Genomic DNA, 21,131 nt, shown 5'->3' on the forward strand with positions numbered 1-21,131 from the left:
CCCGCAACATCTGACATGAAAAAAGCGCCGCAGATTGGCTCTGCGGCGCTTGTTCTTTATTGAAAGAGAAGGCTGCTACTTGTCGCCTTCCAGACGCCTGATGATTTCCTTGGCAGGAATAAGGCCGGTTGCTGCAGCAGAAACAATGTTGCCAGCCACGCCGGGACCGTCACCGGCCACAAACAGCCCTTCCAGGGCGGTTTCCAGTTCGTTGCTGGTTTCCACCTGCGTTGCAAAGAACTTGATTTCGGGCGCGTACAGCAGCGTGTTGTCATCCGCAATACCGGGGATGACATAGTTGAGCTGCTCAAGCCCTTCCACAATGTTGGTCACGATGCGCTCAGGCAGAGCCATGGCGATATCGCCGGGCACCACGTTTGTCATGGTGGGCTCTATGTTGCCGTTATTGATACGGGTCCACGTGGAACGGCGGCCTCGGCGCAGGTCGCCAAGACGCTGCAGAATGGGCTTGCCCTCGCCGATGATGGTGGCAAGTCTGCCGATGGCTGTTCCGTAACCGGTATTGTCGGAAACGGGGTCAGTCAGCACTACCTTGGACAGGAAGGCGAAGTTGGTATTCTCCGATTTCCTGTCACGGAAGGCATGGCCGTTCACACAGACGAAATCCTGATAGTTCTCCAGCGCAATGAACCCGCCGGGGTTGGTGCAGAAGGTACGGGTCTGGTCGTCATAACGCTTGGTACGCACAAAGAAGGTGGGGTCGTAGATCACATCGGTAGTGTCGCGCATGACGTCGTTGTGGGTTTCCACACGTACGCCCACTTCAATGCCACGCTGCGAGACGTTCAGCCCGAATTCACGGCACACCTCGCCAACCCAGTCGGCACCTACGCGTCCCGGAGCCACGATCACCGCTTTGGCGGAGTATTCGCCACGGGTTGTGACAACGCCGGTCACCTTGCCGTCCTTGGCGAGAACCTTCTTCACCTCTTCCTCGCAACGGATCTCAACGCCACGGGATTCGATATGGGTGGACATGCCGTCTATGTGGTCCGGCAGGCAGTCACTGCCAAGGTGCTTCTGCTTGATGAGAAGCAGTTCGATGCCGTTCTTGCGGGCTTCCTTGCGGATGGACTTGGCACGTTCCATATCAGAGGGAAACACCGGCCCGTCCATATTGAAACGGTTGAAGATGACTTCGGTCTCGTCGATGAGCGCTTGCGCCTCGCTCTTGCTCATAAACTGCGTCAGGTCGGTCTTTCCCAGTTTATGAATGTAATTGAGTTTGCCGTCGGAAAAAAGCCCGCCCCCGCCAATACCGGAAAGGATATGGCAAGGTTTGCATTTAATGCACTTCTGGGTTTTACCGATGGGACAGTTGCGTTTTTTCACACTCTTGCCGCGATCGATCATACAAACGGAAAGTCCGGAATGTTCGGCCAGATAGTAGGAGGCGAAAAGTCCTGCAGGTCCGCCACCTACAACTATCACGTCGAACTGCATCTTCTTGGTCATTACCTGTTCTCCACACTATATATATTGCTCTTGAGCCCACCTTGGAAAGCATGGCGCGCACGAAGGCTTATCCTACCTTGCACACGGAATAATAATTCTGTCAACACGATTTTCCCTGTAGTAAAAACAGGATTTTTCCATAAAAAAACCCCGGCATGACCGGGGCTTATATTCCGAATTCTCGGCGTTCAGCTACTTCTTGCCGCCGCCGTTTCCACCACCATTGCTACCGCCATTACCGCCGCCCTTGCCGTTACTACCTCCGCCTTTGCCGCCGCCCTTGCCGCCGCCCTTGCCACCGGAACCGGAGTTACCGGAGCTGGCGCTACGCGAGTCGGCCTTGCTCTGACCAAGACCTACGGACTTACCGTTACCGGAAGCGCCTTTCGCGCCCCCTGGCTCGGAACTGCCAGTCTTGGTATTGCGGCTGTTGCCGGAAACATTGGCTCCATAAACGCCTTTGGCTTTGGCCTGCGCGTCAACTCTGGCGTTCACCTTGGCCTTGGTCTGCGCCTTTGCGGTTCCGGCAGCCTTTGCGGAAGTCTTAGCAGCAGTCTGAGCCCGTTTGGTCAACCCCATACCCAGTACGCTGGGATGCAGACCCAACTCATGCGCTATCTGGCCCCAGCCCATACCGGCGGCACGCATACCGGCGATGTCGGCCTCGGTAACGGACGTGGATTCGGCCATTACCGTATCAGCCTTTTCGTTGGCGGCATCCAGAGCTGCCTGAGCTGCGGCGATGGCAGTCTCGTCCTGCGCTTCTTCAGCTGCAGCCAGAGCGGCCTCGGCTTCCTGCACCTCGGTAAGGGCACCTTCAAGCGCTTCATTGGGCTGCGCAGCCGCAGCTGCAGCAAGATTGGCTGCACGGGCTGCCTGCGTGGGATTATTGAACGAGGGAGCTTCAGGCTCTGCTTCAGCCTGCTCTTCTCCCGCAACTTCGCCATCAGGTGCCGTGGCATCCGGAGCCTCTGTCACAGTATCAGTAGGCGTCGCCGGATCGTCAGCCGCAAACGAGGCACTGACAAACACAACCAACGCAACGATCAACACTGCAAAAGCGAGTGAAACTATTTTTTTTGCCATGTCATCTCTCCAAATCACTGCTTCTCCACCTCCGTGATGAACGAAACAGCTTCTCTGAGGTCCTTGGTCTTCCCACCTGCGGTCACCTTTTCAGGTACGCCGAACCAGCTGAGAGGCAATTGGGCCGGGGAAACACCCCCGGCATACCCAAGAATGTATTCCCTGATCCGCAAAGCCCGTTTTCTGGCCAGTTCGGGGGCGGCATCCACATACGTCACAATGTGCACCTTCAACGTCTTCGAATTGCCGAGCATGGCGCCCAACAATTGAAGAGAGGGCTTCGCGTCGTTCTTCAGCTCATCGGTACCGGGTTCGAATTGTACAGCTTCGAAACTTACCCGTCGTTTACCGATAAGAAAATTACGCCACGAGAAATCGCCCAAGGCATTCAAACTATCAACAGCCCGCAGTGCAAGCGCACCATCGGGGTAATACTTCAAATATGTCAGCCACGCCTTCCGCTCTTCCTCGAACCGTTTGAGGCCGTGCAGTGCACGAGGACGGTTATAGAGGGCATCGGGATCATAGCTGTCCCGCCCGAGAACCTTGTCATATGCAGCCAGCGCCCCGTTCCAGTCCTTCCTGTCCAGCAGGTTGTGTCCCATGTACAGGCGGGCGTAGAGGTTCATCGGGTTCAGGGCCAGAGCCTTTTCATACGAGCGGAGTTCCTCGTCGTATTCCATGAGCGCCCAGTGTGCGATACCCTTCCAGAAAAGATAGGTATCGTTCCCCGGCTCCAGCTCGACCGCTTTGGTAATGTAAGGCAGCGCCTGCTCGGGCTTGTCATCGGCCAGATACAGACGGGCCATGTAATACCGGGCTTCAGCATTTTCAGGATCCTCTGCCAGTATGGCAGAAAAGTCCTGAACACCTTCATTATATTTCTTCGTATTGAGATAATATGGACCCTTCACAACCGTACATCCAGTCACAAAACCCACTGCCAGCATTAATAAAAGAAACGCCGGCATGACTGATTTTCTCATCGGAACCTCTCAGATACAATTATTTGATAAGGTTCTTACAGTGCATTACGTAAGAACAAGATTCAAAGTCACATCATTTTACAAATTCATTTATTGCCGAACATGTCCCGAGCCGCCAGCACCTTGCAGCGTATCGCGCGAGGTCAGCCCAAGGGCGTCATACAGATCCTGTAACGGTGCACCGTTACGCAACATGGATTCCGCCTGAGCCATCAGGGAGTCGTCTTCAATTCCCTGACGACGGGCAAGTGCGACAAGCCGATTGAATCCTCGCCACCGCGGCATAAGCCCTTCATGAGCGAGTCCGGCGGAAACAAACGAATCCACGCCCGCTTCACCGATACCGTCCTTGCGCAGCTGCGCGGCAAGCCTCACGGCCGCCGCCAGATCGTCAGCCGACGACGAGACATGGTCGCGAATCAAGGCTGCGACAACATCGAAGGGCAATCCCTGCTGCATCGAAGAGCCAATAATAACGACCGCATGATCACCGGCATTCCTGACTCCGGCATTTCGCAACAGATCTCCTGCGCGCTGCATGTCATCCTGCAATGCTACGAGCACCGGCAGAATTCTGGCGGCAGAAATTCGCTTTCCCATCCCCTCTTCCACCTTCTCCTCAAGAGGGTAGAGAGGAACGTTTTTCTCACAGGCATGCTGCAGAGAATCCAACAGGGAAAAGGCATCTTCCCCGGCCAACCTTCCTTCAACGGAGTCAGCCAGAATCCGGTCTACAAGCGAAGGCGATATCCCGCATTGGCGAGCCGAAGCAGCAGCGCTCGCCAGATCACCCTGCTCTGCGACAGCCGTGCACGGCAACCCAAGGGCCACCGCAGATGCCAGCAAGAGTCCCAGCAACGGCATCAAGAAACCGGACTTAAATCTCACGGGTCTCTTCCCCAATGTACAGCACAGAGTTCCTGCTGCCGAAGCTGTCCTCGCGGAACAGGCTCACCCCCGGATCGGGAATAGTCATATGCCCATCCACAAGAAAGACATATTCATGTTCCCCGCGCGGCAAAACGGCTTCCAGCACCCACGCCTTCGAGCCATCATCATAACGCATGACAAAGCTTCCTTCCTGCCACTGGTTGAACGTACCTATTACCGCCACCGATCGCATGCGTTTCTGTCCGTCGGCCAGAACAAAACGCACCGGCACACCGTCATACTCCCGGAGAGAGGCTGGCGTGGCTTTGGCAGAATACAATATCGAGGTCCCCGGAGTCATCGGCGCACCAGCATCACGCAGCATCACATTCACCGATACAACGACCACTGCGGCTAAAGCCAAAGCACAAAGACCGGTTGCAGGTCTGAAGCTCAAGGTTATCGGCTGACGAAAGGTGCGCAGCATTCTTTGCCACACAGAAGGCTGCTTGGGTTGGATTCTGGACAGTATGTTCGGCATGAGCTCCGGCGGGGCGCTGATATCCTCATAGTCCCGAATAGCGTCACGCAGCACAGGTACGCGTTCCTTAGTACCGTTTTCAGGAGTGTGCATCACTCACCTCCAATCAGGTCACGCAGGAGTTCGAGCCCCCGCTTGATACGCATCTTTGCCGCGCTCAGACCGATATCCAGAGCGCGGGCCACCTCGGCAAGTTCCAACTCTTCGCGGTAGCGTAATATTAATGCCTCTCTGTAGAGAAGCGGCAACTGTTCCAGCGCTGCGAACGCCCTGTCCCTGTCGAGCCTGACTTCTGATGACGGCTCCTCAAGGACGGGAATGACTGAATCAATATCCACATGCACCACATTCAATCTGGCCTGCTTGCGGTAGTAATCCCTTACGATATTAAGCGCCACGGCATGCAGCCAAGGATAAAACGGGCGATTCGGCGAGTACTGTTCCAGCTTTTCATATGCCTGCACAAAGGCATCCTGCGTCAGGTCTGCGGCCAGATGAGGGGAGCGCACCGCGCGAAAGACCATAGCATAAAGACGTTGCTGATACCGAAGTACGAGCAACGAAAATGCGTCAACATCACCGTCCAGCACATCACGGACGATTTTCGCATCATTGGAAGCACCTTGCTGGGTGCGGGCAGTTTGTCGCATGCGAAGAATCCGAAACAGTATGTACCTCCTTATACGACATACGAGAGCCTCAGGTCACATGACCATAACAAAAAAAAGAAGCCCGCAAAAGCGGGCTTCCTGTATTTACGTTCGCAGGCTGCTAACGTCCCCTGCCGAAATCGACATCCATATCCTTGGGTGCAGTCACAGTCACGGCATGCCTGATGACCGATTCTCCGCCTGCGGGCAGCTCCAGCTTCCACACAAGCTTGTGTTCCTCGTCCTTTTCAGGGCGTGGTGCGGACTCCATTTCAATTCGAATATCCGAATGACCGGATTGCGGCTCAGGCTCTTCAACCGTCAGCACCACAGGATGCTTTCGGTCGTTTTTCAAGGCAATCTCCCAAGCCCAGACCATGGTCTGTTTGCGGCCTATGATGCCCTTGTTGCCGGACTGCTTCTCAAGAAGACGCATGGTGGCGGAAACCAGCGGGTCAGCGCCGAAGAAAAGGTCCGCTTCGGTACCGGACAACCTGAAGCTGCGCTTACCGATAAGCGCCCCATCCACAAGGAACATTGCCATGCCTTGCGGCAGTTCCCTCGGGGCAGGCAGAACGACCTGTGCGGTCAGGTATGCCTTACTGTCGCCCGAAGGACGGGCCGTGTAGTTGAAGTCGGTTCGCCAGTATTCCGCCTGCACGGGCAGACTGATACGCCTGCCGGCAGGCACCGTGCGACGCCCAAGCTCCCATACGGCATAACTTCCACGCTCCACCTTGCGGGGAGCCGGTGCTGCGGCAACGGATTTCATCATTTCCGGTGCAGCCTCCGCCATCATGGGAGCCCTGCCGCCCACAGCACTGTCATACATGACCACCTGACGTTCTTCCACCAACCAGTCGGGCAGTCCGGGCGGCACGAGCGCGACAAAACGCTCCACCGTGGCGAGGGCTATATTGGCATCCTTCCAATCCAGGCCGGAAGCCTGTTCTATTTCCGCAGTAAAGGTGAAGGCCACCTTGCCCTGACCGGGCAGAGCCTCAAAACGATACAGAGGCTGCCAGTTGCAGTTGCCGAGCACATAGCTGTAGCGCACTTCCATTTGCGCAGGCGCATTGACGAATGCGGCCTGCACGCGCCAGACCTGCCTATCACCGCCTACGGCACGTTTAATGGCGTCTTCAAGTTCGGCAACTTCAGCCTCCAACGCCGTACGGCGCTCCTCCACGTCAAACCGGCTGCGATGCAGCCCCGCAAGGTGTTTGGACATGGCAGCATCAAGTCGCTCCATCTCAGCGGCAGACGAGCCGTCAGCAGGGGTATCGCTCCACAGCGAGATACGGGAGTCTATGGCTCCCAGCTCACCGGAAACCACGGCAAGCTCCCGTCGCTTGGCCAGCAGTTCCTTGCGCATTGTTTCAACGACTCCCTGACCCACGGCAGGAACACGGTCCAGACGTACATCCACAAGAGTTCCGGACTTGGCTGCAATACGCAGCGTCTCGGGATCGGCATAGGCCGGCAGAGTTACCAGAACCCCGCGCTGTCCGTCCGGCAGAATCTCCTGTGAAAGTACCTCAGTGCATTCAAGCAAGGCACGTCCCGGAAACAGCGTTACGGAATCAGGGGCAACAGGCTTCTCCGCGGCAAAGACAGGCGATGCGAACACCACCAGCACAGCCAGCAACGCAAGAAAATGCCCGCCACAAGCATACGAGTATCGTTTCATGAAAACTCCTTTATTCGCTGAATGACGAGACACCCTACCATATACAGAGCGAGCATTGCCAGCGCGGATGAACCCGGAAACACAGCCAGAGCACACTATTTTGTCCAAGCATTGCAATACCGGAAGACAGCGACGAAAGTCCGCCCCCCTCTCACTCCCAAAACCGTTAGCCGTTATCAGCCGCGCCCCCTCGGCTCACGATTATGAAGGATCGACGTCTGCCTCTACAACCAACTCCGTATCCGAATGCGAATACGCCGGTGAGCAACAGCAAAGAATGCGCAAAGGCACGCTGCCCGCATTGGCTATGCAATGCGCCGTGCCCGGCGCTATCAACACGGTGTCACCAACCCCGACCTCATAGCTACCTTCGCCGAGCGTCATGCGGCCCGTTCCGGCAGTCACATGATACAACTCTTCGGTTTCATGGTGCACATGCAGAAGGGTAACGGCCCCCACGGGCACTTCCGCCTCCGCCAGCGACTGATTCCTGCTGCCGTGCACTGCGGGATGCATCAGTTCACGAATGATGGAGCCATCCTTGGTCACATAGGCGGGAATGTCGGCATAGACTGTTTTCATGATCCCTCTCAAGCAAACGCCCCCGCGGGGTTCCACGGGGGCGTTGTCTGTTTTCAATAATCCATCAGGCTAGAACATCTGCTTGAGCAGTTCTTCGCCGCTGGTCGCGTCATCCTGCTGGCCTCTCCGCAACGGAGCACCGGACATGACGGTTGGCTGCGTTCCCTGCTTGAAAGGCAGGAAGTAGGTTTCATCCGAAGCGCCGCCAGCCAGCTGGCCGGTCTTGCCGTCGATCTGCACCTGCACGATGCCGGGCGGCATGGGGAAGTCCATGACCGGATAGCTGTCTTCAACAGCAAGACGGTAATCCCTGACGATGGGCGACGCGGCTCTTGAGCCGGTCTCCCACTTACCCATGGGAGTCAGCTGGTCAAAGCCAACATAGGCACCGGAAACAAGGTAGGGGGTAACGCCCATGAACCATGCATCCTGCTCGTCGTTCGTGGTGCCGGTCTTGCCGCCGATGGGGCGGTTCAGGACCTTGAGGCGCGCGCCTGTACCGTCACGAACCACTTCCTTGAGAATGCTGGCCATGATGTATGCGGTCTGAGGACTCATGGCCTCATGGGCCTCGGACTCGAAGTTGGCAATGGTTTCGCCCCATGCATCCTGAACGGAGCGGATGACGCGATGGTTGATCCATGAACCGCCACGGGCGAAGGTGGTATACGCTTCAGCCAGGTTCAACGGAGTCACTTCCACAGCACCAAGGCTCACGGAAAGGTTGTTGGGGAACGGCCCTTCAAGGCCCATGGCCTTGGCGCGCTCCACAATAGCGGGAATCCCCACCTTCTGCGCCACACGGATGGTACAGAGGTTGCGCGACTTCACCAGCGCCGTACGCAGCAGCATGGGACCGGAGAAAGTGCCTTCAAAGTTCTCGGGGCGCCACACCTTGGAGGTGGACTCGTCCGTATAGACGATGGGGGCATCCAGAACGATGGAGGCCGCCGTAAAGCCATGATCCATGGCTGTGGAGTACACAATGGGCTTGAACGCGGAACCGGGCTGACGCTTGGCCTGCGTTGCACGATTGAACTGGCTGTCGGCAAAGGAGTATCCGCCCACAAGGGCCAACACATCGCCGTTGACGGGGTCTATGGATACGAAGGCGCCCTGAACGGCGGGGTACTGCTCCAGCGCCAGCGGAATGACATCGTCAACGCCGAGCTCCACGGGGTTCCAGGCGTCCTTCTTTTCCTTGGGCACACTGACGGAGGCCCACACGACATCGCCGGGCTCCATCACCTGACGGGCATCCTTGACGGAGGGAACCTGATCGGTGGCCAGTTTGGGATCCGGCTTGCGGCACCAGTGCATGGTGGAAACGGGAATATATCCCTTGTAGGCACCAAGACGCACCGTTGCACCGTTGGCATCAACGGTGGAGACAAGCACCTTGATCCATGCGCCGTCTTCGAGCGCTCCGGGGGATACGGCCTCCTGCTGCAGGAAGTCCTCGTATTCCTCCTTGCCCAGCTTCTTCAGCGGACCGGCCCATCCCCTGCGCTTGGAGGAGTCTTCCAAACCTTTGCGCAGAGCGGCTTCCGCCGCAACCTGATGGTGCATATCCACGGAGGTGTAGATGTGCAGACCGGATTCATACACAGCATCTTCGCCATAACGGGGAAGCGTTACGCCAAGGCGCTGCAGATTCTCTTCGCTGAGGAAATCGATAAGCCTGCGGCGAACTTCTTCAAGATACCATGCGCCCTGCTTCCAGCTGGGATCTTCCATGCTCTTGTAGACCAGTTCCTGCGCCATGGCCTCTTCATACTCGGCCTGCGTGATCCACTGCAGTTCCAGCATGCGGCCGAGCACATAATGCTGACGTGCCACAGCCAGTTCCGGGTTACGCAGGGGATTGTACTTGGAAGGCGACTGGGTCAGGCCCGCCAGCAACGCACACTCGGCAAGGGTCAGCTCGTTGGCATGCTTGCCAAAGTAGGTACGGGCTGCAGCCTCCGCACCATACGCGCCGCCGCCGAGGTAAATCTGGTTCAGATAAATGGTAAGGATTTCGTCCTTGCTGAGATAACGCTCCAATCTGTAGGCCAGAATGGCTTCCTTGATCTTGCGTTCGTACTTCTTCTCCGAAGTGAGCAGAAGCTGCTTGATGATCTGCTGCGTGATCGTTGAGCCGCCCTGCTTGATGGAGCCAGCCTGCATGTTCTTCACAAAGGCACGCATGATAGCGCGCAGATCAATACCATCATGCTGGTAGAAGCTGTCGTCCTCGGCGGCAAGGAAGCTCATGGGCAGCTTGGGAGACATGTTGTCCAGAGAAACGAGGAAACGCTTCTCGCGGTAGAAGTAGCCCAGCACCGAACCGTCGCGACAGTAGACGGTGGTAACAAGCGGAGGACGATAATCGGCAATCTTGGTAAACCCGGGCAGATCCTTGGAGGCCCACCAGTAAAGGCCGGAAAGGCCAAGCGCCCCGAGAGCGGCGCACAGCGCCACAACCATGGCGCCATACATGAGAAATTTTTTCATATCGTGTTCTCTGATTCGAGCTCAGTTCAAGGTGAAGCAGCGGACCGCAAAAGTCACTGCATCATGATTCGTTCGCCCACCTAGTAGACCCTTGGGCCAAACAAGGCAACAGGCGAAAAAACAAAACGCAGGGCCGGAGCCAAAACGCGCCCTACCCCGCTATGGAAAACTCATCCAAACAAATCATCAAAAGCACTATGCAAAAAGAGCCATTCTCATACGATTCATCCTGCAGAACGGCCTACTCATCAGATTCCGGTTCAAATCCCCATGCAAGCTTCAATCGACCGAAAATATACCGGACTTCCTTGGTCGTGGTGCCGATAAGAACGAGGGACTCCTCAAGGGTCTTCGTCTCACGGCAGACAAGGCAATCCGAGGCCGTAAACATGGTCAGCATCCGCCCCCGCACCCAGAAGGGAAAAAGCAGGCAGAACCACGGCCGCACATCGCGCGGCAATCGACATCCTTCGGAAGTAAGGAACGCACAGTAGCCCTCTTCGTCTGAAGCAAGGCGCATATGCGTCCCGTGCGGCGGGAACAGCTCCTCCACTTCCAGATCATGCAGGGGAAACAGACGACGCATGGTATCCACAAAGGGGCGGGAATTCCTTTCCTCGGCAAAGCCGCCTTCATCACGGCAATGCTCCACTATCCGCTCCCACTCGGAACGGGACAGGGGAAAACAGAACTCCTCGTTTCCCGGCGCTACGTGACAGCAAGTCGGCCCCAAACCTGCACAGCGGGCACAAACATGCGGGTCACCATGAGCGAAAGATTTCACGTCATCCTTATCATGCACTGTTAAAACGCTCCGAAACTCTGTCTGGGCCATACGCCCTTGAAATTTCTGAGGGTGACGATGAAAAAGGACCGTCCTTTCCTGCCACCGTGCATAGTCTGATACTCGATATATGAATATTCTTCAAACATGTCCGCAAACTGTGGAACGATCACGGGATATTCCTTGCAGACATACAGCGCATCCCAGCCTTTCTTGTCCTGCGGCCCCGGCCAAATGTCGTACTGGCTCATGCGTCTGCCGAAGTCCGCACAGTAGGTGATGGGCTTTCCGGGCGCATAAAAGGCCAGCGCAGCGGTAACATCGTAGGAATCGGAAAAATAGAACACCTTGTCGGGGGCCGGCAATTCATGCCGCATTTCATCCAGCTTGTTGCCAAGGTCGTGCCAGCCCATGAGCCGCACGGCAGGATTAAACTTGTCCGGCAACGGCAGATACGGCAGGCTGTGCACCACAACAAAGATGAGGCACCCCAAGACAACGCAGCCTCTGCGGAAGGAAATACGCTTCTTCCGTGCACTGACGGCTGCCCTGCGCAGCAGCAGCGATCCCCTGTCCGCAGCCGTGGCGGCAAGGATAATGCCTGCCACATAGCTCATGGCGGACCAGTTGGGGTAGATACGGGTATGGAAACTCCAGATGATGAAGAAGCCCCACAGCATCCAGAAGGCCGAAGCAAGCAGCATTGCCTGCCGGACATGCACCCTGTCCTCGCGGACACCGTCCTGCGAGGCGCCTCTCCAGCCAAGCTTGAGGGCACGCCATGCACCCGCGATCATGAACGCGAACCACCACGGCGTAATGATGCCTATCTGAGACCCGAAGTATTCGGGGAAACGGTCAAAGCGGATGATCGGCTTGGGTTTGGACGAAGTGACCCCGGCCAAAGTGGAAACATGCTTGAAGCCCACCCAGTCATTCTGCATATTCCAGATGAGAATGGGAGCAAACCCGATGGCCGTGCCCACTGCCATGGCAAGAAATGCCCGCACGGCAAAACGGCGGGACAGCATGCGGTGCCGGTACAGCCCGAGCATATAGAATACTGCTACACCGAACATGGCAAGCATCATGTACTTGGCAAGCATGCCCAGCGCCATACTCAGCCCCAGCAGCAGATAAGGCCAAACGGCATCCTCCCGTTCGCCGGCTGCATACAGGGAGAACAGGGCCATGGCCCAGCAGACCAGCAGCGGACTGTCCGTGGTCATGAGAATGCCGGAGACCATGAACAACGGTGTGGTGTTGGCTATGACAAGGGTCCAGAGAGCCACGGAGGGTTTTCTGAACACCCGGGCAACCCCGTAATACAGAAGCATCTGGGCGAGGCACGAGTGCAGCACAGCCCCGAAACGAACCCCCAACTCCGTATCGCCGAAAACACCGGTCCACAGATGGATGATCCACGCGATGAGGGGGCCTTTGGAATAGTAGGAAAGCTGCAGTCTGCGGGTCCAGTCCCAGTACTGGGCTTCGTCCTGAACAAGATCTAGCTGAGAACTGGCCACAAACCACAGCCGGACTGCCGTGGTAATGAAGATAATGGCTGCAGCGGCCAGAACCGGCCTGCGCTGCCATATGGGGATATTTTGCAAGAAATGTCTCTCTGGTCGCGGTTACTCGATGCTCCGGCACCTGCCCAAAGCCGCCTTTGAACGCATGGCTGTCATCCTGAGCATTCAAGGCCAGACACCTTACCCCCTCATCCACCACCTGTCCAGAACGTGAAGTTATAGTAGAATGGAGGGCAATGACCTGCTATAGTCATGAAGGATGGACATTTCACATTCTGGAACAGGAAGCAGCCCATCATGCACAAGATCCTCATCATCGAAGACAGCAGGTCCACTGCGAAACTCATCCAGCACGCCATTACCGAGCGACTGGGCATCGCGTGCGACATTGCCATGAACATGACAGAGGCTGAAGGGTTCATACAGCCCAATCCGGCCGCCTACGACATCGTGCTGTGCGACCTGAACCTGCCGGATGCGCCGCAAGGCGAAGCCGTGGACATGGTCATGCGCTACCGGCTTCCCTGCGTCGTCGTCAGCGCCAGCATTACCGAAGGCACACGCAGGCAGATGCTGCACCTGCCCATCAGCGACTATGTGCTGAAACGCGGAGCGCGCGATATACAGTACCTGATCTCCGTCATAGAGCGCCTGCTGAAAAACGAACAGACCAAGGTTCTGGTGGTGGATGATTCAAACACCTACCGCAAGGGGCTGGTGGACCTGCTTACCCGCCAACGACTTCAAGTGCTTGAAGCAGCAAACGGTCTGGAGGCGCTGGAGGTTCTTGAAAAGAACCCGGACATCATGCTCATCCTTTCAGATTTCAACATGCCTCATATGGACGGGTTCCAGCTCACGGAAGCCGTGCGCACGAAGTATGCGCATGACAGGCTGGCCATCATAGTCACAACGGGTCTTGAAGAGGATCTTGCGGCCCAGTTCCTGCGCTTCGGCGCCAACGATTTCATTCCCAAGGCTGCGTCCTTCGAAGAATTGCTGTGCCGCATAAACATGAACCTGACCATGCTTGACCTCATCAAGGTCAACCGCGACCTTTCCGAACGCGACGCCCTGACCGGACTCTACAACAGACGCATGCTGTTCAAGGAAGGCAACGGCATGCTGGACAGAATCAAGAACGGCGACCGGATCACCGCAGCCATGCTCGACATAGACTTCTTCAAGAAGGTAAACGACACATACGGCCATGCAGGGGGCGATCAGGCTCTCAAAAGCATGGGCAAACTCATTGCGCAGGAGTTCCCCCTCCCGTGTATTGCTGCCCGCTATGGCGGCGAGGAGTTCTGTATCCTGTTCCCGGAGACTGTCCCCTTCGAGACCGCGCTGCAGCGACTTGAAAGTTTCCGCGAACAAGTCGCGGCAATGCAGGTTACCTCCGGCGGCAAGGAATTCGGTTTCACCATATCCATCGGGGTAACAAACAAAGCGACCACCAGTCTTGATACTCTTCTAAACGCCGCAGATCTCTTTCTCTACGAGGCTAAAAAGTCTGGCCGGAACCGTGTCGTCGCAGAGGTACACCAGTAACAATTACTGCTGACGCCCCCTCAGAAATGCAGTACCGTATGCCACAAACAGCGGTGACACCACGCACAACAGAAGTCATGCAACACTCCTTTCAAAACCAACCTAAACTCTTAGCAGCAAAAGACGACTAGACCAAAAGACAGGAAAGACACGAGGCACACCAGCAATACGACAGCAAAAAGGGCCAGCAATGAACATCTTCGCCAACCTTCGCATGCGTCCGAAATTGATCACCCTCTTCCTCTTGGCCGGCGCTCTCCCTGCGCTCATCATCGGCCTGTGGACAGCCCGCCTTTCAAGCCAGGCACTCCTCGAAAAGAGCCTTGCGCAGCTTGCAACCGCGCAGAAGATCAAAACCATTCAGGTGGAACGCTTCTTCAGCCAGCAAATGGGGACAGTGGAGGTATTCGCTCAGAACCCCTATTTCATTGAAGCCTTTGCCAAATTCAGCAGTGCCTTCATGGCATCAGGCGGCAGCAGTTCGGGCAAGGTCAAGGGGCTGGGCAACGGCGAGGTGGAGGCGCCCAACTCCTACAAATCCGTCATGCGGCGCTACGATGAGGCCATCAAAAACTTCCAGCAAAGCAACGGCTTCAGAGACATACTGTTCCTTACCGCCAACAATGCCCAGATTTGCTACACCGCCCAGAAAGGGGCAGATCTCGGGGCCTCGGTCAGCGACTTCAAGTCGGTACTAAGCAACCTGTTCACCACAGCCATTGAAAAGAAAAGCGCTACCATTGGCGACATGCAGCCTTATGAACCGGACGGCAACACCCCTGCCCAATTCCTCGCCGCCCCCGTTTTCAATGGCGAAACCCTGCTGGGCACTGTGGTTTTCCGCATGAACCTGAACGCGCTGAGCAACATAATGCTGGAGCGCGAGGGCATGGGAGAATCCGGCGAGACCTATCTGGTCGGCAGCGACTTCCGCATGCGTTCCGACTCATGGCGGGACAATGACAACCGCTCCGTAACCAAATCCTTCAGCGGCACGCCGGATGCAAACGGCATCCGGACCGCTCCGGTCAAATCCGCCCTGTCCGGCACAACGGGCGCAGACGAAACTACCGACTTCGCAGGCAAACTCACCCTCGCAGCCTATGGCCCCGTCAAGGTGGGCGACATGACGTGGGCACTGGTGGCCGATATCTACAAGGAAGAGGTGCAGGCTCCCATCACACGTCTCTATACCTCCGTCGCCATCATGCTGCTTGTCGTGGCGGCGCTGGTGGCCTTAGCCGCCCTCATGGTGGCCAATTCCATCACCAACCCGCTCAAGGCGGTGCAGGGCTATGCCCGCAACATCGCACAAGGCAACCTCAACAGCGAGGTAGGCTGCACCCTCAGTGCCGAACTGGGCGAGCTGTCCAACGACATCTGCACCATGGTCGGTGAACTCAAGGTCCGGCTCGGATTCGCACAGGGCGTGCTCAACGCCATTCCCATCGCCGTTGTCACCACGGACCGGCAGGACCGCATCACCTTCGTGAACCAGGCCATGCTGGACCATGCGGACAGGGACGGCACGCCGGAGTCCTTCATCGGCATGCATGTGGGGGAATTCATCTACGGCGAGGTACGCGACACATACTCCTCCCGCGCCATCCGTGAAGAGCGTACTCTGGACGATGAAGGCACCATGCAGACACGCAAGGGCAACACCCGCATATCCCGCGCCGTGGCCACACCGCTCTACGATCTGGATAACGAACTCATCGGCTGCATCGAACTCATTGTGGACCTGACCGAACTGCGCACACAGCAGGAGGCCATGCGCCGCAAGAACGACATCATCGAAAAGGCCGCAGCGGATGCGGACGCCATCTCGGAACAGGTTTCCTCGGCGGCAGAACAGCTCGCCGCACAGGTGGAAGAATCCACTCGCGGTTCCGAGATACAACGGGAGCGCACCGGCCAGGCCAGCTCTGCCATTGACCAGATGAATACGGCTACGCTTGAAGTGGCTCAGGCCGCCTCCACTGCCTCTGAAAACGCCACCACGGCAGTCAACACCGCCCAACACGGCAGCACTGTTGTAGAGCGTCTCGTCCAGTCCATCGGCGATGTCCGGCAGAAGTCGGACACCCTCAAAAGCCTGCTGGCAGATCTGGGAGTTCAGGCGGAAGGAATCGGCAAGATCATGGGCGTCATTTCGGATATCGCCGACCAGACCAACCTGCTTGCCCTGAACGCCGCCATCGAAGCAGCCCGGGCGGGCGATGCCGGTCGCGGATTCGCCGTGGTAGCGGACGAAGTTCGCAAGCTTGCGGAAAAAACCATGAACGCCACCCGCGAAGTGGATGCCGCCGTCACGGCCATCCAGCAGGGCACCCGCAAAAACATTGAAGAAATGGAATCGGCGTCCAAGTCCGTCGATACGACGACGAGTCTTGCCGGTGAAGCGGGCGACTCCCTGCGCGAAATAGTCTCCGTCATCGAACAAACCGGCGACAATGTCCGCGCCATCGCCACTGCGGCGGAAGAGCAATCCGCCACCAGCGAGGAAATAAGCCACGCAGCAGAAGAAATCAGCGTTATCGCCTCTGAAACGGCCCACAACATGACGCAGTCCTCGGAAGCCGTGGCCGACCTGGCCCGCCTTGCGCAGGAGCTTCGCACCATCATTCAGGATATGCAGAAAGAATAGCCTTTCTCCGCCAGAAAAACAGACGGGGCGCACCGCATGCACGGTACGCCCCGTTTTTTGATTCGCTTCAGCCTCTGAAAAAGGCGGGTCGCGCTAGAAGCTCCTGATGGCGCTCTGGCAGAACACCACGGTATCCTGCGCCATTGTCTCGTGGTTGGGCGCGATGGGGCCGAACAGCCTGCGGCGGTTCACCCCGACTAGCAGGGTCGCAATAATCACGGAGGTCTGCTGAATGGCGATATCACTGCGCACAGTGCCATCCTTGATCCCGCGGTTGAGGCAGGCCACAACGGTCTCTGCAAGGTAGTCGTAGAACGCATCCATGGCCTTGCGGGCGCTGTCTATCGTCGTATAGGCGTTCAGGATAACCTTGAACTCGATGTTGCGGGCGTCGATGAAGCCGCACAGGTCGAGGATGAGGTTCTCTATCAGGCAATAGCCGGACTTCTGGCGTTCCTTGATCTGGTCCAGAAGCACGCGGTAATCAGCCAGAAAGGTCTCCACGATCACATCGAAAATCTGCTGCTTCGACTTGTAGTGCCGGTATATTGCGGCATCCGTCACATTGGAGGTCTTGGCTATCTGGGCGATGGTGGTGCCCTTGAATCCATTCTCGGCGAAAAGCTGCTTGGCGTTTTCCAGAATCAAGTCTTTGGATGATGCCATCATTGCCTCGTATTGGTTTGGGATCTGACCGGACGCCATGGCCTCCGGAGCACGGTCTCAATATGTCTGCAGTATCCCGCCCCCGGTACAGTGGACGGGCAAACCTAACGTACATTCAAGTATGCAATGCAACACACGCATTGCGTTCACTATACTGCACTGTCAGACCAAAAAAAGCAAACCGCCATGACAGCAGATTCCGAAACGCCCCGTCCGACACCGGCCAACAGACCGAAGCCCGCCCGGAATCAACGTTCCGCATCAGACAAGATCACGCTCCGTGCCCGTATACTCACGCGGAGTCTCCCGCCCCTCCAGCACGCGCAGGCAACCGGCTGCCAGCGCCTGCATCTCCTCCACTTCAGGCAAGACAACAAAAGGCGCAAGGAATCCCATTCTGCGGCGAAGCGTCTCAATCAGCCGTACACTCCGGGCCATACCGCCCGTAATGACAATGGCGCTGATGCCGTCTTCCCCGCGTGCATCCTCCACTCCTTCAAGCAGGGCTGGGGCAAGAGAGACCAGTTCCTTGGCAACATTATACGCCATGGCCTCGAAGATTCGTCTGGCCTGCTCGTCACCTTGCTGCATGCGGCGCTCAACCTCGCGCAGGTCGTTGGTGCCCAGATGCGCCCACAATCCACCTTCCTTGAGGATGATTGTGCGCAGGGCCTCATAGGTATACCTGCCCTCGTGCACCAGATCCAGCACCCCCAATGCAGTGAGCCTGCCGGTGCGCTCCGGCGTGAAGGGACCGTCGCCATCCAGAGCGTTCACAACATCGCAGATGCGCCCGTGCCGGTGCGCCGCAACGGAAATGCCGCCCCCCATATGGCAGACGAGGAACTTACCCTTCTCATACTCGATCCCCAGCTTGCGGGCGGCGGTACGGGCAGCGGCGCGCTGCGACAGAGCGTGAAACACGCTGCGTCGCGGCAGTTCCGGCAGGCCGGAGATGCGGGCCACGTCGTCCATTTCATCCGTAACCACGGGGTCGACGATGACCGCCTCAACGCCGTGCTGTCTGGCAAATTCCAGCGCCAGCGGAGCCCCGAGGTTGCAGGGGTGTTCACCATGTTTAGCGGAAGCCAGATCATCCAGCATGGCCTGCGTAACCCGCCACGAACCACCGTGCATGGGGGCCAGCAGACCACCGCGACCAACCACGGCAGCCAGTTTCACGTCTGCGTAGCCATGTTCGGCAAGCGCCTGCAAAATGGCATCGCGTCGCAGGGACATTTGTTCCGTAACCCGCGCATAATGGCGCAATTCCTTCTTGTCGTGCTCGACGGTATGGGAAAACAGTTCGGTTTCGCCATCGAACAACGCCACCTTGGTGGAGGTGGAACCGGGATTGATCGCAAGTATGTGCATCAGGGAGCTTCCTTCTGTGCCATGGTCATGAGGGTGGCCAGCGCAATGGAGTAGAACTTGGTTCTGTCGGTATCGCCACGGGAAGGCAGCACCACGGGCACGCTGCTACCGGCCACAATGCCGGCCATTTCTATATTCATCATGGAAGTCAAAGCCTTATAGAGAATATTGCCACTTTCAATATCAGGCGCGACCAGAATATCAGCATTCCCGGCCACGGGATTGCACACGCCCTTGCATTCCACGGCCCGCTGGCTCACGGCAAGGTCAAGCGCAAACGGCCCGGCCACAATGGCATCACCGAACTCGCCCTGCTCGCCCATCTTAGCCACCATCTGAGCATCAAGGGTGGCAGGCATGGCGGGATAGATAACCTTCTCCGTAGCGGCCAGCATGGCAACGCGGGGAGCCGCAATGCCCAGCGCCTCAGCCACCTTGAGGGCGTTACGCAGGATATCCGCCTTACGCTGCAGATTCGGCGAAATGTTTATGCCGGCGTCGGTAAGGATCATCAGCTTGTCATGCCCCGGAGCATTGAACACACCGACATGCGAAAGCACGCCCGTGGGCGGCACGCCGGTTTCCTTGTTCAACACGCCGCGAAGCAGAACATCCGTATTCACCTTGCCCTTCATGATGGCACCTGCGTCACCGGCCTTGTAAAGACGGATGCACAGTTCAACCGCTGCCGCGGGATCGGCCACGTCATGCCGTTCAAAGGAAGACATGTCCGCACCAAGCTTGCCTGCAATATGGGCCACCTTCTCCTGATCCCCAACGAAAATGGGATCAACCAGCCCCCGTTCATGAGCGGCCAGACACGCCTGAATGACAAAGTCCTCGGCACAGGCCGCCACGGCCAGACGGGTCCGGACATTCCGGGCGAGCATATGCTCGGCAAGATGCTCAAGAGATCGAATGGTCATGCTTTCTCCGCTGCTATTCATCGCCACGCTTCAAGGCCACCACGCCGGTGCGGCACAGGCTGCGTATACCGTGAGGACGAAGCATCTTGATAAGGCCATCCACCTTGTCCTCGTCACCCGTAATCTCAACGCTGATGGTCTCCTGTCCCATGCCGATGACGTTGGCCCGGAACACCTCGAAAATCTGCATGACCTGCGTCATGGTCTCACGGGTGAAGCCTACCTTGATCAGCGCCATCTCGCGATCGACGAACTCCTTGCGGGAAAGGTCATCCAGTTCGGCAATGGAATCGAGCAGGCGCACTTCGTCGAGAACCTTTTCCAGTTGGGCGTCGTGATTTTCCACGGTGATGACCAGACGGGACACGTCAAACTCTTCCGTTTCCGCACAGGAAATGGATTTGAAGTTCACGCCGTTTCTCTTGAATACATCAGTAACGTCGGCAACTACACCGACCCTGTTTTTCACCAACGCGGAAATGGTATGTTTCATTGTACTACTCCTTGATAAGCTGGCAGGACTATACCTTTCTCCGCCGCGCATCACAACATCGCCAACCCGCTTTAATCCTTACATAAGACCATTTCTGACAATAATCGTAATTACTGCACCGGCCCCATTCCGTAAAAAACCCCGTCCGGCTCGCTGACACATAAGATGTCTGCCGGACGGGGTTGCCGCCATGTGTCCGCCCTCTGTAAAGAGCGCCTGTCTGTTCATCAGATGTCAAAATGCCCCTGCTCATCCATCACCGGACAGACAAGATCAACGCCGGAACGCAGATGAAGATCCATAAGGGTTTGCAGCGAATGTGGCGTGTGACGTGAAAGCCGTGCCGTGAACGCCCGCAACAGCGCCGGAGAAGCCCGCCCCTGCATATACAGACGGCGCAGCCACTTCCAACGGTCGCGGTACGGGTAGCACCGGCCCAGCCCAGTCATTGACACGGCCCTGTCCATGGCTTCCACAGCCAGGTCACCTTGCCTCAGCACCATGAAATCGTGTTGTACTTGCTGTCCCATAGTCACCTCCCGCAATCGCTCTTACGGTATCCGCCTTCCGGCTCATATCGCTGCCCGCTTTGACAGATGTCCGGCTCCAGCAAAATATGTCGTCATCCGGAGGTTCGGCAGAGGAAAAGCGAAGCCCCCGTCCGGGGAAGCAAACTTCTCCTGTTATATAGAAAATGCTTCTCGGATGCCTTTCTGGCAATGATTCTTTCCTCTCTTGCCCAATTTATCATGGGTGCTTACATTCGAAAACGAGCTAC

18 protein-coding genes are annotated in these 21,131 nt (G+C 57.1%); 2 read left to right on the forward strand and 16 right to left on the reverse strand.

Going from position 1 to position 21,131, the window contains the following annotated elements; all coding sequences use genetic code 11:
• Positions 1–75 precede the first annotated feature (75 nt).
• From N1030_RS09340 to N1030_RS09390, 11 genes are all read right to left on the reverse strand, one after another.
• Positions 76–1,476: an NAD(P)/FAD-dependent oxidoreductase gene (locus N1030_RS09340; RefSeq protein ID WP_265825186.1), complete on the reverse strand. Its 1,401-nt coding sequence runs from the start codon at positions 1,474–1,476 to the stop codon at positions 76–78.
• Positions 1,477–1,668: 192 nt separating this feature from the next.
• Positions 1,669–2,562: a hypothetical protein gene (locus tag N1030_RS09345; RefSeq protein WP_265825188.1), complete on the reverse strand. Its 894-nt coding sequence runs from the start codon at positions 2,560–2,562 to the stop codon at positions 1,669–1,671.
• A 14-nt stretch (positions 2,563–2,576) separates the two neighbouring features.
• Positions 2,577–3,476 carry a tetratricopeptide repeat protein gene (locus N1030_RS09350; RefSeq protein ID WP_265825190.1) on the reverse strand — a complete coding sequence of 300 codons (900 nt, stop codon included), beginning with the start codon at positions 3,474–3,476 and terminating at the stop codon, positions 2,577–2,579.
• Positions 3,477–3,638: 162 nt separating this feature from the next.
• Positions 3,639–4,436: a hypothetical protein gene (locus N1030_RS09355; protein ID WP_265825192.1), complete on the reverse strand. Its 798-nt coding sequence runs from the start codon at positions 4,434–4,436 to the stop codon at positions 3,639–3,641.
• Entirely contained in the window at positions 4,426–5,052 is a 627-nt protein-coding gene (locus tag N1030_RS09360) for a glycogen-binding domain-containing protein (RefSeq protein ID WP_265825194.1), read from the reverse strand. Before N1030_RS09360 ends, N1030_RS09355 begins: the two co-directional genes overlap by 11 nt.
• Positions 5,052–5,609, reverse strand: a complete 558-nt coding sequence (locus tag N1030_RS09365; protein WP_265825196.1) for an RNA polymerase sigma factor — start codon at positions 5,607–5,609, stop codon at positions 5,052–5,054. Before N1030_RS09365 ends, N1030_RS09360 begins: the two co-directional genes overlap by 1 nt.
• Positions 5,610–5,730: 121 nt before the next feature.
• Positions 5,731–7,299 (reverse strand): DUF4139 domain-containing protein, encoded by a 1,569-nt coding sequence (locus N1030_RS09370; RefSeq protein ID WP_265825198.1) that lies wholly within the window; start codon positions 7,297–7,299, stop codon positions 5,731–5,733.
• Positions 7,300–7,500: 201 nt separating this feature from the next.
• The gene (locus tag N1030_RS09375; protein WP_265825200.1) at positions 7,501–7,881 is read right to left on the reverse strand and encodes a cupin domain-containing protein; all 381 of its coding nucleotides are present in this window, start codon (positions 7,879–7,881) and stop codon (positions 7,501–7,503) included.
• 69 nt (positions 7,882–7,950) lie between these two features.
• Positions 7,951–10,377: a penicillin-binding protein 1A gene (locus tag N1030_RS09380; protein ID WP_265825202.1), complete on the reverse strand. Its 2,427-nt coding sequence runs from the start codon at positions 10,375–10,377 to the stop codon at positions 7,951–7,953.
• A 241-nt stretch (positions 10,378–10,618) separates the two neighbouring features.
• A complete protein-coding gene (locus N1030_RS09385; protein ID WP_265825204.1) occupies positions 10,619–11,029 on the reverse strand; it encodes a YkgJ family cysteine cluster protein in 411 nt (136 codons plus the stop codon).
• A gap of 152 nt (positions 11,030–11,181) precedes the next feature.
• Positions 11,182–12,774, reverse strand: coding sequence for a glycosyltransferase family 39 protein (locus tag N1030_RS09390; protein WP_265825206.1), 1,593 nt, complete (start codon positions 12,772–12,774; stop codon positions 11,182–11,184).
• Between the two features lie 216 nt (positions 12,775–12,990).
• Here N1030_RS09390 and N1030_RS09395 point away from each other — a divergent pair, with 216 nt between their 5' ends.
• Together N1030_RS09395 and N1030_RS09400 are read left to right on the forward strand one after the other, a co-directional pair.
• On the forward strand, positions 12,991–14,244 hold the full coding sequence (locus tag N1030_RS09395) for a GGDEF domain-containing response regulator (RefSeq protein WP_265825207.1): 1,254 nt from the start codon (positions 12,991–12,993) through the stop codon (positions 14,242–14,244).
• A 190-nt stretch (positions 14,245–14,434) separates the two neighbouring features.
• Complete coding sequence (locus tag N1030_RS09400; protein ID WP_265825208.1) at positions 14,435–16,894, forward strand: methyl-accepting chemotaxis protein; 2,460 nt, start codon at positions 14,435–14,437, stop codon at positions 16,892–16,894.
• Positions 16,895–16,987: 93 nt separating this feature from the next.
• Here the strand turns inward: N1030_RS09400 and N1030_RS09405 are convergent, their stop codons facing one another.
• The 5 genes from N1030_RS09405 to N1030_RS09425 form a co-directional block, all read right to left on the reverse strand.
• Positions 16,988–17,560, reverse strand: a complete 573-nt coding sequence (locus tag N1030_RS09405; protein ID WP_265825210.1) for a TetR/AcrR family transcriptional regulator — start codon at positions 17,558–17,560, stop codon at positions 16,988–16,990.
• Positions 17,561–17,821: 261 nt separating this feature from the next.
• Positions 17,822–18,934 (reverse strand): butyrate kinase, encoded by a 1,113-nt coding sequence (buk, locus tag N1030_RS09410; RefSeq protein ID WP_265825212.1) that lies wholly within the window; start codon positions 18,932–18,934, stop codon positions 17,822–17,824.
• Entirely contained in the window at positions 18,934–19,860 is a 927-nt protein-coding gene (locus N1030_RS09415; RefSeq protein ID WP_265825214.1) for a bifunctional enoyl-CoA hydratase/phosphate acetyltransferase, read from the reverse strand. The genes buk and N1030_RS09415 overlap by 1 nt, the downstream gene beginning before the upstream one ends.
• Before the next feature lie 13 nt (positions 19,861–19,873).
• The gene (gene ilvN, locus N1030_RS09420) at positions 19,874–20,353 is read right to left on the reverse strand and encodes an acetolactate synthase small subunit (RefSeq protein WP_265825216.1); all 480 of its coding nucleotides are present in this window, start codon (positions 20,351–20,353) and stop codon (positions 19,874–19,876) included.
• A gap of 227 nt (positions 20,354–20,580) precedes the next feature.
• The gene (locus tag N1030_RS09425) at positions 20,581–20,883 is read right to left on the reverse strand and encodes a hypothetical protein (protein WP_265825219.1); all 303 of its coding nucleotides are present in this window, start codon (positions 20,881–20,883) and stop codon (positions 20,581–20,583) included.
• Positions 20,884–21,131 lie beyond the last annotated feature (248 nt).

Source organism: Desulfovibrio mangrovi (genome assembly GCF_026230175.1).
Classification (GTDB): Bacteria; Desulfobacterota; Desulfovibrionia; order Desulfovibrionales; family Desulfovibrionaceae; genus Halodesulfovibrio; species Halodesulfovibrio mangrovi.

What these genes read in the sequence shown, in the direction of transcription:
- N1030_RS09400 (WP_265825208.1), top strand. Translation starts at nt 14,435, where the DNA reads ATGAACATCTTCGCCAACCTTCGCATGCGTCCGAAATTGATCACCCTC.
- N1030_RS09360 (WP_265825194.1), bottom strand. Translation starts at nt 5,052, where the DNA reads ATGCACACTCCTGAAAACGGTACTAAGGAACGCGTACCTGTGCTGCGT.
- N1030_RS09380 (WP_265825202.1), bottom strand. Translation starts at nt 10,377, where the DNA reads ATGAAAAAATTTCTCATGTATGGCGCCATGGTTGTGGCGCTGTGCGCC.
- N1030_RS09365 (WP_265825196.1), bottom strand. Translation starts at nt 5,609, where the DNA reads ATGCGACAAACTGCCCGCACCCAGCAAGGTGCTTCCAATGATGCGAAA.
- N1030_RS09395 (WP_265825207.1), top strand. Translation starts at nt 12,991, where the DNA reads ATGCACAAGATCCTCATCATCGAAGACAGCAGGTCCACTGCGAAACTC.
- N1030_RS09370 (WP_265825198.1), bottom strand. Translation starts at nt 7,299, where the DNA reads ATGAAACGATACTCGTATGCTTGTGGCGGGCATTTTCTTGCGTTGCTG.
- N1030_RS09415 (WP_265825214.1), bottom strand. Translation starts at nt 19,860, where the DNA reads ATGACCATTCGATCTCTTGAGCATCTTGCCGAGCATATGCTCGCCCGG.
- N1030_RS09425 (WP_265825219.1), bottom strand. Translation starts at nt 20,883, where the DNA reads ATGGGACAGCAAGTACAACACGATTTCATGGTGCTGAGGCAAGGTGAC.
- N1030_RS09375 (WP_265825200.1), bottom strand. Translation starts at nt 7,881, where the DNA reads ATGAAAACAGTCTATGCCGACATTCCCGCCTATGTGACCAAGGATGGC.
- N1030_RS09340 (WP_265825186.1), bottom strand. Translation starts at nt 1,476, where the DNA reads ATGACCAAGAAGATGCAGTTCGACGTGATAGTTGTAGGTGGCGGACCT.
- N1030_RS09345 (WP_265825188.1), bottom strand. Translation starts at nt 2,562, where the DNA reads ATGGCAAAAAAAATAGTTTCACTCGCTTTTGCAGTGTTGATCGTTGCG.
- N1030_RS09405 (WP_265825210.1), bottom strand. Translation starts at nt 17,560, where the DNA reads ATGGCATCATCCAAAGACTTGATTCTGGAAAACGCCAAGCAGCTTTTC.
- buk (WP_265825212.1), bottom strand. Translation starts at nt 18,934, where the DNA reads ATGCACATACTTGCGATCAATCCCGGTTCCACCTCCACCAAGGTGGCG.
- ilvN (WP_265825216.1), bottom strand. Translation starts at nt 20,353, where the DNA reads ATGAAACATACCATTTCCGCGTTGGTGAAAAACAGGGTCGGTGTAGTT.